11 protein-coding genes are annotated in these 16,348 nt (G+C 69.1%); 3 read left to right on the plus strand and 8 right to left on the minus strand.

The features are described 5' to 3' along the window. Positions 1 to 9: 9 nt before the first annotated feature. The 8 genes from ACWGI2_RS19015 to ACWGI2_RS19050 form a co-directional block, all read right to left on the minus strand. Positions 10 to 723 (minus strand): PspA/IM30 family protein, encoded by a 714-nt coding sequence (locus tag ACWGI2_RS19015; protein ID WP_453397749.1) that lies wholly within the window; start codon positions 721 to 723, stop codon positions 10 to 12. A 108-nt stretch (positions 724 to 831) separates the two neighbouring features. Next, entirely contained in the window at positions 832 to 2,931 is a 2,100-nt protein-coding gene (locus ACWGI2_RS19020) for a TPM domain-containing protein (RefSeq protein WP_453696437.1), read from the minus strand. 123 nt (positions 2,932 to 3,054) lie between these two features. Then, positions 3,055 to 3,753 carry a phosphotransferase gene (locus ACWGI2_RS19025; RefSeq protein ID WP_453696439.1) on the minus strand — a complete coding sequence of 233 codons (699 nt, stop codon included), beginning with the start codon at positions 3,751 to 3,753 and terminating at the stop codon, positions 3,055 to 3,057. Between the two features lie 47 nt (positions 3,754 to 3,800). Next, positions 3,801 to 4,307 carry a hypothetical protein gene (locus tag ACWGI2_RS19030; RefSeq protein ID WP_453696440.1) on the minus strand — a complete coding sequence of 169 codons (507 nt, stop codon included), beginning with the start codon at positions 4,305 to 4,307 and terminating at the stop codon, positions 3,801 to 3,803. A gap of 844 nt (positions 4,308 to 5,151) precedes the next feature. Next, entirely contained in the window at positions 5,152 to 5,979 is an 828-nt protein-coding gene (locus ACWGI2_RS19035) for a succinate dehydrogenase/fumarate reductase iron-sulfur subunit (RefSeq protein WP_453696442.1), read from the minus strand. Further along, a complete protein-coding gene (locus ACWGI2_RS19040; protein ID WP_453696444.1) occupies positions 5,976 to 7,913 on the minus strand; it encodes a fumarate reductase/succinate dehydrogenase flavoprotein subunit in 1,938 nt (645 codons plus the stop codon). Before ACWGI2_RS19040 ends, ACWGI2_RS19035 begins: the two co-directional genes overlap by 4 nt. Continuing rightward, complete coding sequence (locus ACWGI2_RS19045; RefSeq protein ID WP_453696445.1) at positions 7,913 to 8,746, minus strand: hypothetical protein; 834 nt, start codon at positions 8,744 to 8,746, stop codon at positions 7,913 to 7,915. The genes ACWGI2_RS19040 and ACWGI2_RS19045 overlap by 1 nt, the downstream gene beginning before the upstream one ends. 118 nt (positions 8,747 to 8,864) lie before the next feature. Then, positions 8,865 to 9,179, minus strand: coding sequence for a hypothetical protein (locus ACWGI2_RS19050; RefSeq protein WP_453397756.1), 315 nt, complete (start codon positions 9,177 to 9,179; stop codon positions 8,865 to 8,867). A 378-nt stretch (positions 9,180 to 9,557) separates the two neighbouring features. Between ACWGI2_RS19050 and ACWGI2_RS19055 the strand changes: the two genes are divergently transcribed. The 3 genes from ACWGI2_RS19055 (at position 9,558) to ACWGI2_RS19065 (ending at position 16,267) form a co-directional block, all read left to right on the plus strand. Then, a complete protein-coding gene (locus tag ACWGI2_RS19055; RefSeq protein ID WP_453696446.1) occupies positions 9,558 to 11,861 on the plus strand; it encodes an ABC transporter family substrate-binding protein in 2,304 nt (767 codons plus the stop codon). Positions 11,862 to 12,181: 320 nt separating this feature from the next. Further along, positions 12,182 to 14,056: a translational GTPase TypA gene (gene typA, locus ACWGI2_RS19060; RefSeq protein WP_453696447.1), complete on the plus strand. Its 1,875-nt coding sequence runs from the start codon at positions 12,182 to 12,184 to the stop codon at positions 14,054 to 14,056. Positions 14,057 to 14,641: 585 nt separating this feature from the next. Then, the gene (locus ACWGI2_RS19065) at positions 14,642 to 16,267 is read left to right on the plus strand and encodes a peptide ABC transporter substrate-binding protein (RefSeq protein WP_160507036.1); all 1,626 of its coding nucleotides are present in this window, start codon (positions 14,642 to 14,644) and stop codon (positions 16,265 to 16,267) included. Positions 16,268 to 16,348: the final 81 nt, after the last annotated feature.

Here is a 16,348-nt window from a genome sequence, read left to right on the forward strand (position 1 = left end):
ACTACGTGGTCATGTGGTCGCTTTGAGGGCGGCGAGGCGGGCTTCGACCTCCGCCGTGTCGCCCAGGCTGTCCAACTGCTCGAACTGCGCGTCGAGGGAGGACGCGGCGAGCTCCTGCTTCCCCAGCGCCCTGGCCTCCTCGCGGCGCACCTTGTCCTCGAAGCGGCTCAACTCGCTGGCCGGGTCGAGGACATCGATGCTCTGGGCGGCGTCCATCATCTGGTTCTGCGCCTGCGCGGTCTTGGCACGGGCGACCAGCTGATCGCGCTTCGACCGGAGCTGGGTCAGCTTGATCTTCATCTGGTCGAGGCCGGTCTTCAGCTTGTCGACGACCTCGGTCTGCGAGGCGATCGTCGGCTCGGCGTCCTTGGCCTCGCGCTCGGACTGGAGCTGCCGCTGAAGCGCGACCTTGGCCAGGCTGTCGAACTTGTCGGCCTCCACGGCGCTCCCCTCGGAGCGCAGCTCGTCAGCCTTCTTGCTTGCGGCGACCGCCTTGGTGCCCCATTCGGCGGCCGCGTCCTGGTCCTCCTTGTGGTCCAGTTCCAGCATCCGCAGATTGCCGATGGTGGTCGCGACCGCCTCCTCGGCCTCCCGGATGTTGTTGGTGTAGTCGCGGATCAGCTGGTCGAGCATCTTCTGCGGGTCCTCGGCCTGATCGAGGAGGGAGTTGATGTTGGCCTTGGCGAGCTGGGCCACGCGCCCGAGGATCGTCTGCTTCGTCATGACGGGCTCCTTCTATGAGGGTCGGTAGGAGTACGAGGGCATCAGGAGTACGAGGGCACTAGGAGACGTACGAAAAGGTCACCGCGAGGGCGGCGTCATGCGTCGGGCTCAGAACCTCCCGCCCCCGCCCATCCGGCCCCGGGTCCCGCCGCCGCCGAAGCTGCCGGGACCGCCGCCTCCGAAGCCGCCGCCTCCGAAGCCCCCTCCGCCCATCCCGCGGCCCCCGCCTCCGAAGAGCTCGCCGAGGATGATGCCGCCGAGTACCGCGCCGCCCATGCCGCCACCGCGTCCGCCGCCGCCTCCGTAGGGGTTGCCGTAGCCGCGTACGTCGCGTTCGGCGAGCTGATGGGCCTGCCGGGCCTGGGCGTCGGCCTGCTGGGCCTCGGCGAGCGCCGCGGAGGCATCGGTGTCCTTGGCGGCCTCCGCGCCCGAGAGGTGCCGCTGGGCCTCGGCGAGACGGGTCCTCGCCTCGCTGCCCACCCCGCCCCGGTGCGTGTCGATGAAGTCCGCCGCCGTTCCCACGGCGCTGCGCGCGGTGAGCAGGGCCTGGCCGAGGAGGGTGGCTGCGCGCTGCCTGGTGACCTCGCGTTCGCGTGCGCCCGCCAGGGACTCGTCGAGGACCGTGTCGGCCTCCTCGACCCTGCGCAGGGCGTCGATCGGGTCGTGCGGGCCCGCCGCCATCTTCTTGCGGACCTCGGCGACCACCGTCTCGGCGCGGGCGATACGGCCGTGCAGGTCGGCCGTGGAGGCTCCCGCCGCGGTGCCTTCGAGGAGGCCGCGCGCCTCGGCGAGGTCGGTCTCCGTCTCGGTGAGCGCGGCGGGGAGCTTCTCCGCGGCCTGCGCGAGCTCGTCGGCGAGGCGGTCGACGGCGTCCACGAAGGTGCCCGCCTGGTCGACGGCGCCTTCGGCGGCCCGCAGATGGACGGCGGCCTTGCCGTTGTCGCCGGCGTCGATGGCCTGGCGGGCCTCGTTCAGGTGCGTGGTGGCGAAGAGGAGGCGGTCCTTGGCCTGCTCCACATGGCCGAGGACGGGCGCCGACGCGGACGGCGCGTACTGTTCCCGGATCTTGCCGAGGGTGGTCTCCGCCGCGGTGGTACGGCCCGTGACCTCCCGGAACACCTGCTCGGCGTGGTCCAGGGCCCCTGTGACGTCGCGTTCGAGGGCGCGCAGCTGGTCGAAGCCCGCGGCTTCCGCGTCGAGGCGGCGGCTCGCCTCGGTGCAGCGCGCGACGATCTCGTCCAGCATGGTGCGCTTGGTCGCGTCGTCCTCCGGATAGGCGTCGTCCAGTTGCTGGCGCAGCTTGAAGGCCGTGGTCAGCTCGGAGCGTGCGTACGCCAGCGCGTCCGTGAAGGGCCGCACCGCCTCGTCACCGAACTGGGCGGTGGCGAAGCCGAGTTCCTCCGCGCTGGTGCGGATCGCGTCGTCGGTCTCCACCAGGAGCTGCTTGCTCCGCTTGTCGAGTTCGGGGAGCGGGGTCGGCGCCGCTCCCGCCGCCCCCTTGCCCCAGCCGCCGCCTCCGGGCGTCGTACGCGTGGTGGTGCGCCTCTTGCGGCGGCTGTACGCGACCGCCGCGAGGGCGCCCGCGCCGCCGACCACCACGATGGGCAGAACGAGGTCGCCGGTGGCCGTCTCGCCCCCGCTGTCGCTGCCGCTGCCGCCCGGGTCCGCGGCCCCCGGGGTGATCGCCGGGGTGGGGACGGGCCGGCCGGAGAGGACCGCGCTGTAGCCGTCCGCGGCGCCGATGGCCGCGCCGGCCCAGTCGTTCTGCCGCAGCGCGGGCTTGATCGCGGTGGTCGCCACGTCCTGGAGCTGCGCCTCGGTGAGCCGGGAATCGACGTCTACGGAGTAGGCGTACTGGCGGTCGTGCGTGGCGACGGCGAGCAGCACGTCGTCCAGGCCGAGCCCGTTGCGCTCGGCGGTGGTGTCCGCCCAGTCCTGTGAGCCGCGCCCGGAGAAGTCACGCACGTAGACGACGAAGAGCTGGAGGCCGCGGTCGTCGTAGAGCTGGTCGAGCGCCCGCGCGGTGGCGTCCTTACGGTCGCCGAGGGCGCCCACCTTGTCGGTGATCTGGCCCTCGCGAGAGAGAGTGACCGGATCGTCGGCCGGGGCGGCGAGCGCCGCGGGGGCGAACAGGAGCAGCAGGCACCACGCGAGCAGCGCACCGGCCACCGCTGTCGCCCGCACGACTATGTGCGAGGGCAGCGTCACATTTGGGAGCGTATGACCGTCTTGGGGGGTGCGCGACCGGGGGTGTGCGACCGGGTGTGTGCGACCGGGGGGCCTGGCGGCGTCTCCAGTGCCGTCTCCCGCCCAGTGCTGCGCCGCCCCGCTCTACTCCCGCACCAGGTCCACCGCCGCGTCCAGCCACCGCACCTCGTCCGCCCCCAGCGTCGGATTCGCACCGCGGCGGGCGCGGGCCTCCGCGAGGTGGCTGTCGGCCGTGGCTCTGACGTCGACCGCCGCGTCCGTCAGGAGCGTGGCCAGAGCGGTCCGTGACCCCGCAGCCTCAGGCCTGCCGCTCACCGCGACCTCCGCGAGGATCAGCGCCGACATCGCCCAGTCGAGGCCGGGCGGGCCCTCCTCCGTGGTGGCCCAGTCGATCACCACGGGGCCCTCCGGCGTGAGGATCACGTTCTCCGGGTGGAGATCGAGGTGCAGGACGCGGTCCGTGGGCGAGGTGGACAAGCGGGCCGGAAGGGCGTGCAGCGTGTGCAGCAGCCGGGCGAGGATCACCGCCGCCTCCTCCGGCGTGATCGCGCCCCGCATCGCGGCCTCCGCCATGGTCGGGCCCGTCAGCCGCCCCATGACCAGGTCGGTACGGGGCGCGCCGGGCTCGGCAGGGCGGACGGGCGGCACCGGATACCCGTGCTCCGACAGATACGTCATGACGGCGGCCTCCTCCGTCGCGTCGGTCCCGTCCCGATACCGGCGCAGCACCCATGCGGCGTCCGGTGTGTCGTCCAGTGCGTCGTCCAGCGCGAAGACATCCGCGGTGCGTCCCGAACCGAGCAGTCGATCAGTCGTCCCCATTCCGGGAGCGTAAGCCGCCTCCCGTGCTCCCGCAGCGAGATGCTGCCTCACCCCGCGAACTCCACTTCCGGAAACTTCCCCGAAGGCCCGTCAAGCAGGTGGTTGTCCTGCCCCCGCAGCCAGCGGTCGAAGAACGACGTCGCGTAGACCCGTTCCGCAGCCACCGCGCGGCCCGGGTCGACCGTGCCCATGTTCTTCTCGATGACCTCGCGGTCCACCCCGGCCTGCGGGAGCAGCGCCGCGAGGTCCGTGTACGTCTGGTGCATCGAGCCGCGCAGGGTGAGGTTCCGCTTCCAGCCGGTCGTGTGGGACCAGAACTCGCGCCACGACGGCTCAGTCGTACGGTCGCTGCCCTGCCTGCCCATGAGCAGGAACGGGCCGGTGAGGCCGTGCCGGGCGACCGGCGTCAGGTTCGTGCCGTTCGGTTCGGGGTTGTTCTCCAGGGTGCCGTCCATGTTCATGCCTGCCTTGACCCGGTCGTCCTCGTACATGGTCTCGGCGGCCGCGATTCCGCCCGCCGACTGGCCGAGCATGCCCACCCGCTTCTGGTCCACGACCCTGGAAAGGCCGTTCGGCAGCGAGCCGAGGCGGTCCAGGACGAACTTCGAGTCGGCGACCCGGTTTCTTGAGCAGCACAGGCACCGAATCGCTCTCCTGCGCCTCCGCGAAGGCCTTGAGGAGCGGGGCGTCGTCCTTGACCGAGCCGTCGGGGAACTGCACCCCCGGCGCCTCATAGGTGTGGTCGACCGTCACCACCACGTAGCCGTGGCTCGCCAGCTCCTCGACCAAGGAAGTGCCCCACGTACGCGGGTCGTTGGCCCCCGCCGCGTACAGCAGGACCGGACGTCGGCCCCCGCTGGTGTCGGCCGGAGCTCCCGCCCGCGCATGTGTACGCATCCTCGCGAAGTCGATCGCGTCCCTGGGGATGCCGTGGGGCGCTTTCGCGTTCCAGCGCTCTGCCGCGCCCGGCGACATGTACGGAGCTAGGCTGTGCCCGGCGTCGCCCGGCCTTCCCGCCGCCGGGTACCAGACGCTGATCATCAGCTCTCGGTACGGCACGGACTTCACCCAGGGGTCGTGCCGTGAGGTGTCGACGAGGCGCGTCGACACCGTGCCGATCCGGTGCGGTCCCGTGGGCGCGGGGAGCTTCGCCTCGACGGCTGTGGGGCCCGCGTGGGCGAGGGCCGGGGCTGCCGGCAGCGTCGCCGCCAGACCGGCCGCCGCGAGGCCGAGCACCGAGCGCCGGGTCACCACTGCACGAGCAGCCGAACGAGTCACAGCCGAGGAAGAGTTCATGCCTCCATGCTGATCTCGCCCCGCCCCCGTGACCATGGGGGAAATCTTGAGTCTTCGGCCTGGGGGATTACCCCCACCTCGCCACGGGCAGCCCTACTGCCCCTACTGCTCCCCCCGCCGCCGAATCTTGTTCCCGAGCCAGACCAGCGGATCGTACTTCCGGTCAATTGCCCTTTCCTTCAAGGGAATCAGCGCGTTGTCCGTGATCTTGATGCCCTCCGGGCACACCTCCGTACAGCACTTCGTGATGTTGCAGTAGCCGAGCCCGTGCTCGTCCTGCGCGCTCTGCTTGCGGTCGATGCCGGTCTCCGCCGCCGCGTCCAGCGGGTGCATGTCCAGCTCCGCGACCCGCATCAGGAAGCGCGGTCCCGCGAACGCCGCCTTGTTCTCCTCGTGGTCGCGCACCACATGGCACGTGTCCTGGCACAAGAAGCACTCGATGCACTTGCGGAACTCCTGGGAGCGGTCCACGTCCGCCTGCTGCATGCGGTACTCGCCGGGACCGAGGCCCGCCGGAGGCACGAAGGCCGGTACCTCCCGCGCCTTCGTGTAGTTGAAGCCGACGTCCGTCACCAGGTCCCGCACCACCGGGAAGGCCCGCAGCGGTGTCACGGTGATGACGTCCTCGCGGCTGAACACCGACATCCGCGTCATGCACATCAGCCGCGGCCGGCCGTTGATCTCCGCCGAGCACGAACCGCACTTGCCAGCCTTGCAGTTCCAGCGCACCGCGAGGTCGGGCGTCTGGGTCGCCTGGAGGCGGTGGATGATGTCGAGGACGACCTCGCCTTCGTTGACCTCGACCTTGAAGTCCTCCAGGTCGCCGCCTCCCACGTCCCCGCGCCAGACCCGGAACCGCGCTTCATAGGACGTACTCGAAGGACCGCCGGAAGGTCCCGAAGAACTCGGCGTAGGTGTCGCGGTACTCACTCGTAAAGCTCCTCTTCGGCCAGGTACTTGACCAGCTCTTCCTTCTCGAAGAGAGCAAGCAGGTCGGGACGGATGGGCTCGGTGGTGACCCGCACCAGATCGATCTGGCCGCGCACGGGATCCGTCGCCGCGAGGCCGCCGGAAGGGTCGGTGAGCTGGCAGAGCAGATTCACGCGGCGCCATTCGCGGTTCATGCCGGGGTGGTCCTCGCGGGTGTGCCCGCCCCTGCTCTCCGTGCGCTCCAGGGCGGCCCGCGCCACGCACTCGCTGACCAGGAGCATGTTGCGAAGGTCGAGCGCGAGGTGCCAGCCGGGGTTGAACTGGCGGTGGCCCTCGACGCCGGCCCGCCGTGCCCGCACCCGCAGTTCCGCCAGTTTCGCCAGGGCCTGTTCCATCTCGCCCTCGCGGCGGATGATGCCGACCAGGTCGTTCATCGTCTGCTGGAGTTCCTGGTGGAGGGTGTACGGATTCTCCGGCGTCGCCCCGTCCTCGGGACCCTCCGCGCTGAACGGCCGCAGCGCCTCGGCAGCCGCCGTGTCCACCTGGACCTCGTCCACCAGGGGCCGGGCGTCCGCCCCGGAGAGCCCGGCCGCGTACCGCGCCGCGTGCAGTCCCGCGCGCCGCCCGAAGACGAGCAGGTCGGACAGGGAGTTGCCGCCGAGCCGGTTGGAGCCGTGCATGCCTCCGGCGACCTCTCCTGCCGCGTACAGACCCGGTACGCGCTCTGCCGCCGCCGTGTCCGACTCGACCGCGATGCCGCCCATCACGTAGTGACAGGTCGGTCCGACCTCCATCGCCTCTGCCGTGATGTCGACGTCCGCCAGCTCCTTGAACTGGTGGTACATGGACGGGAGTCGGCGCCTGATGACCTCGGCCGGCATGCGCGTCGACACGTCGAGGAAGACCCCGCCGTGCGGCGAACCGCGGCCCGCCTTCACCTCGGAGTTGATGGCGCGCGCCACCTCGTCGCGGGGCAGCAGCTCCGGAGGCCGCCGGTTGTTGTCGGGGTCCTCGTACCAGCGGTCGCCCTCGTCCTCCGACTGCGCGTACTTCTCCTTGAAGACGTCCGGTACGTAGTCGAACATGAACCGCTTGCCTTCGGAGTTGCGCAGTACGCCGCCGTCACCGCGCACCGACTCGGTGACGAGGATGCCCTTCACCGAGGGCGGCCAGACCATCCCTGTCGGGTGGAACTGCACGAACTCCATGTTGAGGAGCGGCGCCCCGGCGAGCAGCGCGAGCGCGTGGCCGTCGCCCGTGTACTCCCACGAGTTCGACGTCACCTTGAAGGACTTGCCGATGCCGCCGGTGGCCAGGACCACGCTCGGGGCTTCGAGCACGAAGAAGCGGCCGGTTTCGCGGTCGTAGCAGAACGTGCCGCTGACCCGCTCGCCCTCCTTCATCACGCGCGTGACCGTGCACTCCTGGAAGACCTTCAACCGCGCTTCGTGGTCGCCGAATTCGCGCTCGTCCTCCTGCTGGAGGGAGACGATCTTCTGCTGGAGCGTACGGATCAGTTCGAGGCCGGTCCGGTCGCCGACGTGCGCGAGGCGCGGATACTCGTGCCCTCCGAAGTTGCGCTGGGAGATCCGCCCGTCCGCCGTACGGTCGAACAGCGCGCCCCAGGTCTCCAACTCCCATACGCGATCCGGTGCTTCGCGCGCGTGCAGCTCGGCCATCCGCCACTGATTGAGGAACTTGCCGCCGCGCAGGGTGTCGCGGAAGTGGACCTGCCAGTTGTCGCCGGAGTTCACGTTGCCCATGGAGGCCGCGATACCGCCCTCGGCCATCACCGTATGGGCCTTGCCGAACAGGGACTTGCAGATCACGGCGGTACGGGCGCCCTGCTCACGTGCCTCGATCGCGGCCCGCAGGCCCGCCCCTCCGGCTCCCACCACGACAACATCCCACTGCTGCCGCTCCACTTGAGACATCAGAACAACCTCGGATCGTCGAAGACGCCGGACGCGATCAGATACACGTAGAAGTCGGCGAGCGCCACACTCACCAGGGAGACCCAGGCGAGCAGCATGTGCCGTGCGTTCAGTTTTCCGATCCACTGCCACATGCGGTATCGCACGGGGTGCTTGGAGAAGTGCTTGAGCTTGCCGCCGACGATGTGCCGGCAGGAGTGGCAGGAGAGCGTGTACGCCCAGATCAGCACGATGTTGACCAGGAAGACGAGCGTGCCGAGGCCCATATGGCCCCACTCGTAGTGCTCATCGCGGAACGTCAGCACGGTGTCGTACGTGAGGATGCCCGCCACCGGAACCGCCGCGTAGAAGAAGTAGCGGTGGATGTTCTGGAGGATCAGCGGGAAGCGGGTCTCTCCGGAGTACTTCTTGTGCGGCTCGGCGACCGCGCATGCGGGCGGTGAGGCCCAGAAGCCGCGGTAGTAGGCCTTGCGGTAGTAGTAGCAGGTCAGGCGGAAACCGAGCGGGAAGACCAGGATCAGCAGGGCGGGGGACAGGCCCCACCAGCTGCCGAGGATCTCCCAGTTGGGCCCCGACTTCATCGGCTCGCAGCTCTCGGCGAGGCACGGCGAGTAGAACGGTGAGACGTAGGGCGCCGCGTAGTAGTCCGCGTTCGCGAAGGCCCGCCACGTCGAGTAGACGATGAAGGCGAGGAGACCGGCGGTGGTCGCGGCGGGCGCCAGCCACCAGCGGTCGGTCCGCAGATGGGCAGCGCTGATCGCGGCGCGCGTCGCCGCTCGTACGCCGCCGGGATCCTGACCGCTTTTCAGATGGGGTTCCGTGCCAGTGGCCAACGAGGCTCCACTCCTTCGTCCTCAGATCGGCAGTCCTCACGTCGACGGTCGTCGCAGCGGCCGTCATCGGATCGGCTGTACTCGGGTCGGCGGCGGTGCTCAGGGCGGGTGCGGCGCCTCAAGGGGCATGCCGGTCGCTCGCGCCGAGGCCCTCGTCGTCCGAGTCCGTCCACAGAGAGCTGTCGTACGGCGTATCGGGGATGGTGACCAGGTCGGGCCGCTTCCGGGGGGCAACGGCGGGATCCGAGGCGGCGTCACGCAGCAGCGCGACGCTCTCGCGCAGGTGGTCGGCGTCCGTGCGGACGCGGCGCACGTCGATCCCGGCAAGACCACCCTGGGAACCCTCGCCGACCTGCTGCTCCAGCTTGCCGACGGTGCGGACCAGATCGTCGACGCAGCGCTGAACAGCCGTCAGATCATCCTGCAGAGCCATGACTTGCCCTCACTTCAGGGGTGCGGCGGCAACGTTCATGCGCCTGCGAGTGTCGCGCGTCACATCCCGGCTTGTGAAGGGATCTGCCGGGATTCCCGGCTCATGCGGGCTGAAATGCGCCGCTGCAACGCGCCGGGGTGTACGCCCCGCCCCGCCCGTGCGTCGGGGCGCGGGCCGAGGCCGCCGTCACGCTCGGTCACGCGTGGTTGGGCCGCACGAGTGGGATCTGGTGCCCCCACGCCGTGTCGCTCCCGTGTGCCCGGCGCCGTCCCCTTCAGTGGATCGATAGATGTGATCAGCTCCATATACCGCCAAACGTGATCAAACCCGGCCCGGTCCTGGTAGCGGGCGGCCGGGCGAGCCCCGGAGGTACCCGTCATGTCCCCAGACCGCGCCAGACTGAGATCTGCCGTGTTCCTCGCCACGGGCGTGCTAGCCCTGCCCGCCCTCGCCTCCTGCAGCTCCCAGGACGAGGCGGGCTCCCCGACCGCGGGCCAGGACGTCGCGCCCGCGGCCCGGGACCTCGTCGCCGACGGCGGGACGATGAACTGGGCCCTCGACGCGATGCCGGAGACCCTCAACTCCTTCCAGTCGGACGCGGACGCGGGCACGTCACGGATCGCGGGCGCCGTCCTGCCGTCGATGTTCCGGCTCGACGCGCAGGGCAGGGCGCAGCGGAACGCCGACTATCTGGAGTCCGCGGAGGTCGTCGAGCGCGAGCCCAAGCAGGTCGTGCTCTACAAGCTCAACCAGCAGGCGGTGTGGAGCGACGGCCGGGAGATCGGCGCCGATGACTTCGCGGCGCAGCAGCGTGCGCTCTCCGGGAAGGACAGCGCGTACTGGACGGCACGCAACGCGGGCTACGACCGCATCGAGAAGATCGAGCGCGGCGCGGACAACTTGGAGGTGCGCGTCACCTTCAACAAGCCCTACGCGGACTGGCGTTCACTCTTCTCGCCGCTGTATCCGAAGGAGGTCATGGGCACTCCCGACACCTTCAACGACGGTGCGCGGCGCAAGCTCAAGGTGAGCGCGGGGCCGTTCGCGGTGCAGGACTTCGACAGCAAGGCGGACGAGGTCACGCTGGTCCGCAACCCGCGCTGGTGGGGCAGGCCCGCCAAGCTCGCCAAGATGGTCCTGCGCGAGGTGCCGCGCGACGAGCGGGCCGCCGCGCTCGCGCAGGGCGAGGTCGACCTCGCCGAGATCGACGCCCCCGAGGCCAGGCGCATCACGAACGCGGCCCGCGACCAGGGCGTCCAGGGCCCGCTCGCGCACGGTCCCGAGGCGCAGCTGACCCCCGCCAAGGCGCTGCGCTCCTGGGCGATCGCCCACGGCTCCGACGAGGAGGCGGCCGACACCGAGCAGCAGGCCCGCCAGCGGACCGACAAGGCGATCAAGAAGTACTCCACCGAACAGACCGGCCTGCGGGGCTACACCGTCCGCAAGTCCCTCGAACCGGCCTACACCCAGCTCGCCCTCAACGGCACCGAGGGTCCGCTGGCCGACGACCGGGTGCGGCGCGCGGTGGCCCGCGCCCTCGACCGCGACGAGCTGGCCAAGGCGGTCCTCGCACCGCTCGGCCTGCCCGCCGAGCCGGTCGGCAGCCACCTGGCACTCGCCGGTCAGCAGGCGTACGCGGACAACAGCGGGGCCCTCGGCGACCAGGACACCGCGGAGGCGCGGGCGCTGCTCGCCGACGCGGGGTGGACGCCGGGCGGTCCGCTGAAGGAGCCGAAGGGGAAGACGGCCGGGGGTGAGGCGGACACCAAGAAGGCGAAGGCGGAATCGGATGAGTCGGAGGACTCCGGCGACGACGGCACGTACGTCGTCGGCGAGGACGACCAGAAGCCGGGCGACAGCGGCACCTCGGTCCTCGCGCCCGCTCCGGCGGCGGCCTACCAGCAAGCGGCGCTGACCCGCCAGGCGGCGTCCCTCACGGCTCACCGCGAGGCGGACAAGGAGAAGAAGAAGGACCCCGGCGGCCACGCCAAGCAGCAGGCGGAGAAGAAGGCCGAGAAGCACGCGGAGAAGAAGGCCGCGAAGGGCGGCGCACCCGGCGCGTACGCCCCCAAGGGCACCGCGGCACCCGCCGCCACCGCGGCGGCGGGCGGCCCCATGGCCAAGGACGGCAAGCCCCTCACCCTCCGCTTCGTCCTGCCGTCGGGCGAGGGCTCGGAGTCGCTCCGTACGGTGGCCGACCGGATCTCGCGGATGCTGGAGAAGATCGGGATCCGCACGGAGACGGCGAAGGTCGCCGACGACAGTTACTTCAAGGACCACATCGCGTCCGGTCAGTACGACCTCGCCCTCTACTCCTGGCCCGCCACGGCCTTCCCCGCCACGGACGCGCGCCCGATCTTCGCCAAGCCGGTGCCGGCCGCGGACGGCTCGCTGAACGTCGAGCAGAACTACACGCGGGTCGGTACGGATCACATCGACCAGCTGTTCGATCAGGCGATGGGGGAGCTGGACGAGGACGAGAACCGCGCCCTGGTCAAGAAGGCCGACGCCCGCATCTGGGCCGAGGCCGGATCCATTCCCCTCTATCAGCGCCCCCAGCTGATGGCGGCCCGCACGAACCTCGCGAACGCGGGCGCCTTCGGCTTCCAGGTCCCGAATTACGAGGACATGGGCTTCCTGAAGCCGGGAGCCAAGCCCGCGGGCAAGCCCGCCGAAAAGTAGCTCCGCCGCGGGCCACACTGGAGCTCCGCCGCAGGTCAAGCAGTCGCTTCGGCTCAGATCACGCTCAGATTCCGCTCAACTCCCTTGCCCGCCGGCACCCCCGGCGGGCAAGGTCGTGTCCACCCATTGACCCGTACGTTCCCCCAGCACCACCAGAGCCCCAGAAACCCCAGGTCAGGCCCCCGCCAAGGCCCCGCGGAGGTGACCTCCGCGTAAGGCACGTAGACTGGGGTGAGGCCGTGGCGTGTTCTGCCCGGCAGGGCACGCGTGCCAGACCGTACGCGCGGCCATCCACTCTTCCCGGGAGAAGCGCAGCTCGTATGCCCACGCGCCATGACATTCGTAATGTTGCCATCGTCGCCCACGTCGACCACGGCAAGACCACCCTGGTCGACGCCATGCTCAAGCAGGCCGGCTCCTTCGCCGCGCATGCGGCAGAGTCCCTCGACGACCGCATGATGGACTCGAACGACCTGGAGCGTGAGAAGGGCATCACGATCCTGGCCAAGAACACGGCCGTCAAGTACCACCCCAAGGATGGCGGCGACGTCATCACCATCAACATCATCGACACCCCCGGCCACGCCGACTTCGGTGGTGAGGTCGAGCGCGGCCTGTCGATGGTGGACGCGGTGGTGCTCCTCGTGGATGCCTCCGAGGGCCCGCTGCCGCAGACCCGCTTCGTGCTCCGCAAGGCCCTCGCGGCCAAGATGCCGGTCATCCTGTGCATCAACAAGACGGACCGCCCGGACTCCCGGATCGCCGAGGTCGTCGACGAGACGTACGACCTGTTCCTGGACCTGGACGCGGACGAGGACCAGATCGAGTTCCCGATCGTCTACGCCTGCGCCCGTGACGGCGTCGCCTCGCTGACCAAGCCGGAGGACGGCACCGTCCCGGCCGACAGCGAGAATCTGGAGCCGTTCTTCTCCACGATCCTGGACACCGTCCCGGCTCCGGAGTACGACGAGGACGCGCCGCTGCAGGCCCACGTCACGAACCTCGACGCCGATAACTTCCTCGGCCGTATCGCTCTGTGCCGTGTCGAGCAGGGCGAGCTGCGCAAGGGCCAGACCGTTACCTGGATCAAGCGTGACGGCTCGCAGTCCAACGTCCGCATCACCGAGCTGATGATGACCGAGGCGCTCACGCGCAAGCCCGCCGAGAAGGCGGGCCCCGGTGACATCTGCGCCATCGCCGGTATCGCGGACATCATGATCGGCGAGACCCTCGCCGACCCCGAGAACCCGATCGCGCTGCCGCTCATCACGGTCGACGAGCCCGCGATCTCCATGACCATCGGTACGAACACCTCGCCGCTCGTCGGCAAGGGCGGCAAGGGCCACAAGGTCACCGCCCGTCAGGTGAAGGACCGTCTGGACAAGGAGCTCATCGGTAACGTCTCGCTCCGTGTCCTGGACACCGAGCGTCCCGACGCCTGGGAGGTCCAGGGCCGTGGTGAGCTCGCGCTCGCCATCCTGGTCGAGCAGATGCGCCGCGAGGGCTTCGAGCTCACCGTCGGCAAGCCCGAGGTCGTCACCAAGCAGATCGACGGCAAGACGTACGAGCCGATCGAGCGCATGACGATCGACTCGCCCGAGGAGCACCTCGGCGCCATCACGCAGCTGATGGCGACCCGCAAGGGCCGCATGGAGACGATGACCAACCACGGCTCCGGCTGGATCCGCATGGAGTGGATCGTCCCGTCGCGCGGCCTCATCGGCTTCCGTACGGAGTTCCTGACCCAGACCCGCGGCACCGGCATCGCGCACTCGATCTTCGAGGGTCACGAGCCGTGGTTCGGCGACCTGCGTACCCGTCACAACGGCTCACTCGTCGCGGACCGTTCGGGCTCGGTCACGCCGTTCGCGATGGTCAACCTCCAGGAGCGCGGTGTCATCTTCACCGAGGCCGGCACCGAGGTGTACGAGGGCATGATCGTCGGCGAGAACTCGCGCGCCGACGACATGGACGTGAACATCACCAAGGAGAAGAAGCTCACCAACATGCGTGCGGCTTCCGCGGACACGACCGAGAACGTCGTGCCCGCCCGCAAGCTCTCCCTGGAGCAGTCCCTGGAGTTCTGCCGCGACGACGAGTGCATCGAGGTGACCCCGGAGACCGTGCGCATCCGCAAGGTCGTCCTGGACCAGAAGCAGCGCGGCCGCACCGCCTCGCGCGCCAAGCACGGCTAAGTCCCGCTGCCGCTCGGCGAATTCGGCATCTGAGGCCGGTTTCCGCCCCTCCCCACGGGAGAGGCGGGAGCCGGCCTCTCGCGCGTCTGCGGGGGTTACCCCTTTGCGGGGCCCTCGACGGCACTACGCTGGCCCAGACCTCGGGGGCGAGGGATCTCCCTCCGTCGCGACTCTCCGCGCATCTACGCGCGTCCGCGAAAGCGCCTCCGACGGCGCCGCGAAGCGTCTCCGACTCGGTCCTCCGCAACCGGTTTTCCTGGACCATCTGTCCGGAATGCGGATGCCGTTGACCGTTAGATGTGTAACACGTCCGTTTCGCAACCATCTATCTCGGATCGGTTTGTCCGGATTTTGGAAGTTGTACGCACCAGGTGTGATTGAACCGAGACCAAAAGAGTGTGGTCGGGCGGTACCTCATGGCTAATAGTTGACCGCGTATAGCTCGGGTCAATGGGTCACGCGCTGTGGGGAGCGCCGACTCACGAGCACACTGGGGTACTTCGATCTACGCGCCGTCAGGGGTGTCGGCGCGGATTCTCGTACCCCCTCTTGTAGTGAACAAGTGGACTCATGAGGAGGAACCCCATGCGTGGTGCCAAGAGCGCCAAGTGGGTCGCGATAGCGGGTGTCGTGGCGCTGACGGCAACGGCCTGCGGCGGCGGCAGCGACAGCGGCGGCAACAGCGGCAAGGTCGACCCCAAGGGGATCGTCAGTTACGCCAACGGTGAGCCGCAGAACGCCTTGCAGCCCGCCAACACCATGGAGGCGTACGGCAGCGTCGTCATCAACTCCCTCTTCACGGGGCTTGTCAACTACGACAAGCAGGGGAACATCACCTACGAGAACGCCGAGTCGGTCACCCCCGACAAGGACAACAAGGTGTGGACCGTCAAGCTCAAGCCGGGCTGGAAGTTCCACAACGGCGAGGCCGTCACGGCCAAGTCGTACGTGGACGCCTGGAACTTCGCGGCGAACCCCGCCAACGGCCAGCAGAACAGCGGCTGGTACCGCGACATCGTCGGTTACGACAAGGTCCACCCCGAGAAGGGGAAGGGCACCGGCAAGACCATGTCCGGTCTGAAGGTCGTCGACGACAACACCTTCACCATCACGCTGAACTCGGGCATCCCGTACTACGCGTACAAGCTCGTCTACGCGCCGTTCTACCCCATGCCCTCGGCTGCCCTGAAGGACCCGAAGACGTACGGCGAGAAGCCGGTCGGCAACGGTCCCTACAAGCTCAAGAGCTGGGACCACAAGAAGTCGATCAAGGTCACCGCCTGGTCCGGCTACAAGGGTGAGAAGAAGCCGAAGAACGGCGGCATCGACTTCAAGGCGTACACGACGCCGCAGGCCGCGTACAACGACCTGCGCTCGGACAACGTCGACACGATGCCGCTGATCCCGGACAGCGAGCTCGCCAACTTCAAGCAGGACTTCGGCGACCGCGCCATCGAGCAGGACTTCTCGGCGATCAACACGGTCAACCCGGCCTTCTACAGCAAGGCGTTCAAGGACGTCGACGTGAAGGTCATCCAGGGTCTGTCGATGGCCATCGACCGCGACACCATCGCGAAGACCACCTTCGCCGGTACGCGTGAGTCCGCATCGGGCTGGGTCGCCAAGGGCGTCAAGGGCTACAAGGCCGGCGCCTGTGGTGAGTTCTGCAAGTTCAACCCGAAGAAGGCCAAGCAGTTCGTCAAGGACGGCGGCGGCATCCCGGGCAACAAGATCACCATCCAGTACAACGCCGACCAGCCGCACAAGGGCTGGGTCACGGCGGTGTGCAACAGCATCACCAAGTCGACCGGCGTGAAGTGCACCGGCGACCCGACGACCGACTTCCAGGCCGACACCGAGATTCGGGACAAGAAGCAGGTCAAGGCGATGTACCGGTCGGGCTGGGTGCTCGACTACCCGTTCAACGGCAACTTCCTCGCCGACCTCTACGGCACGGGCGTCGACGGCAACAAGGGCGGCTTCTCGGACAAGAAGTTCGACGAGCTGACCAAGAAGGCCGACGCGGCCAAGACGATCGACGAGTCCGCGGAGCTGTACAACGAGGCTGAGAAGCAGCTCGTCAACACCTTCCCGGGCATTCCGCTCTGGTACAACAAGACGCTCTCCGCCTACTCGAAGAACGTCAAGCACGTGCAGTTTGACCAGGCCGGTGACCCGATCCTCACCGACATCGAGGTCTTCAAGAAGTAGGCGTCGGAGGCCAGTTCCCGAAGCGACGCCCGGCGATCCCGGGCGTCGCTTCGGGCGGCTCCGGATTGGACGGAGGCACCA

The organism is Streptomyces sp. NPDC054866 (assembly GCF_053610745.1).

What these genes read in the sequence shown, in the direction of transcription:
- ACWGI2_RS19015 (WP_453397749.1), bottom strand. Translation starts at nt 723, where the DNA reads ATGACGAAGCAGACGATCCTCGGGCGCGTGGCCCAGCTCGCCAAGGCC.
- ACWGI2_RS19025 (WP_453696439.1), bottom strand. Translation starts at nt 3,753, where the DNA reads ATGGGGACGACTGATCGACTGCTCGGTTCGGGACGCACCGCGGATGTC.
- ACWGI2_RS19040 (WP_453696444.1), bottom strand. Translation starts at nt 7,913, where the DNA reads ATGTCTCAAGTGGAGCGGCAGCAGTGGGATGTTGTCGTGGTGGGAGCC.
- ACWGI2_RS19050 (WP_453397756.1), bottom strand. Translation starts at nt 9,179, where the DNA reads ATGGCTCTGCAGGATGATCTGACGGCTGTTCAGCGCTGCGTCGACGAT.
- ACWGI2_RS19055 (WP_453696446.1), top strand. Translation starts at nt 9,558, where the DNA reads ATGTCCCCAGACCGCGCCAGACTGAGATCTGCCGTGTTCCTCGCCACG.
- typA (WP_453696447.1), top strand. Translation starts at nt 12,182, where the DNA reads ATGCCCACGCGCCATGACATTCGTAATGTTGCCATCGTCGCCCACGTC.
- ACWGI2_RS19065 (WP_160507036.1), top strand. Translation starts at nt 14,642, where the DNA reads ATGCGTGGTGCCAAGAGCGCCAAGTGGGTCGCGATAGCGGGTGTCGTG.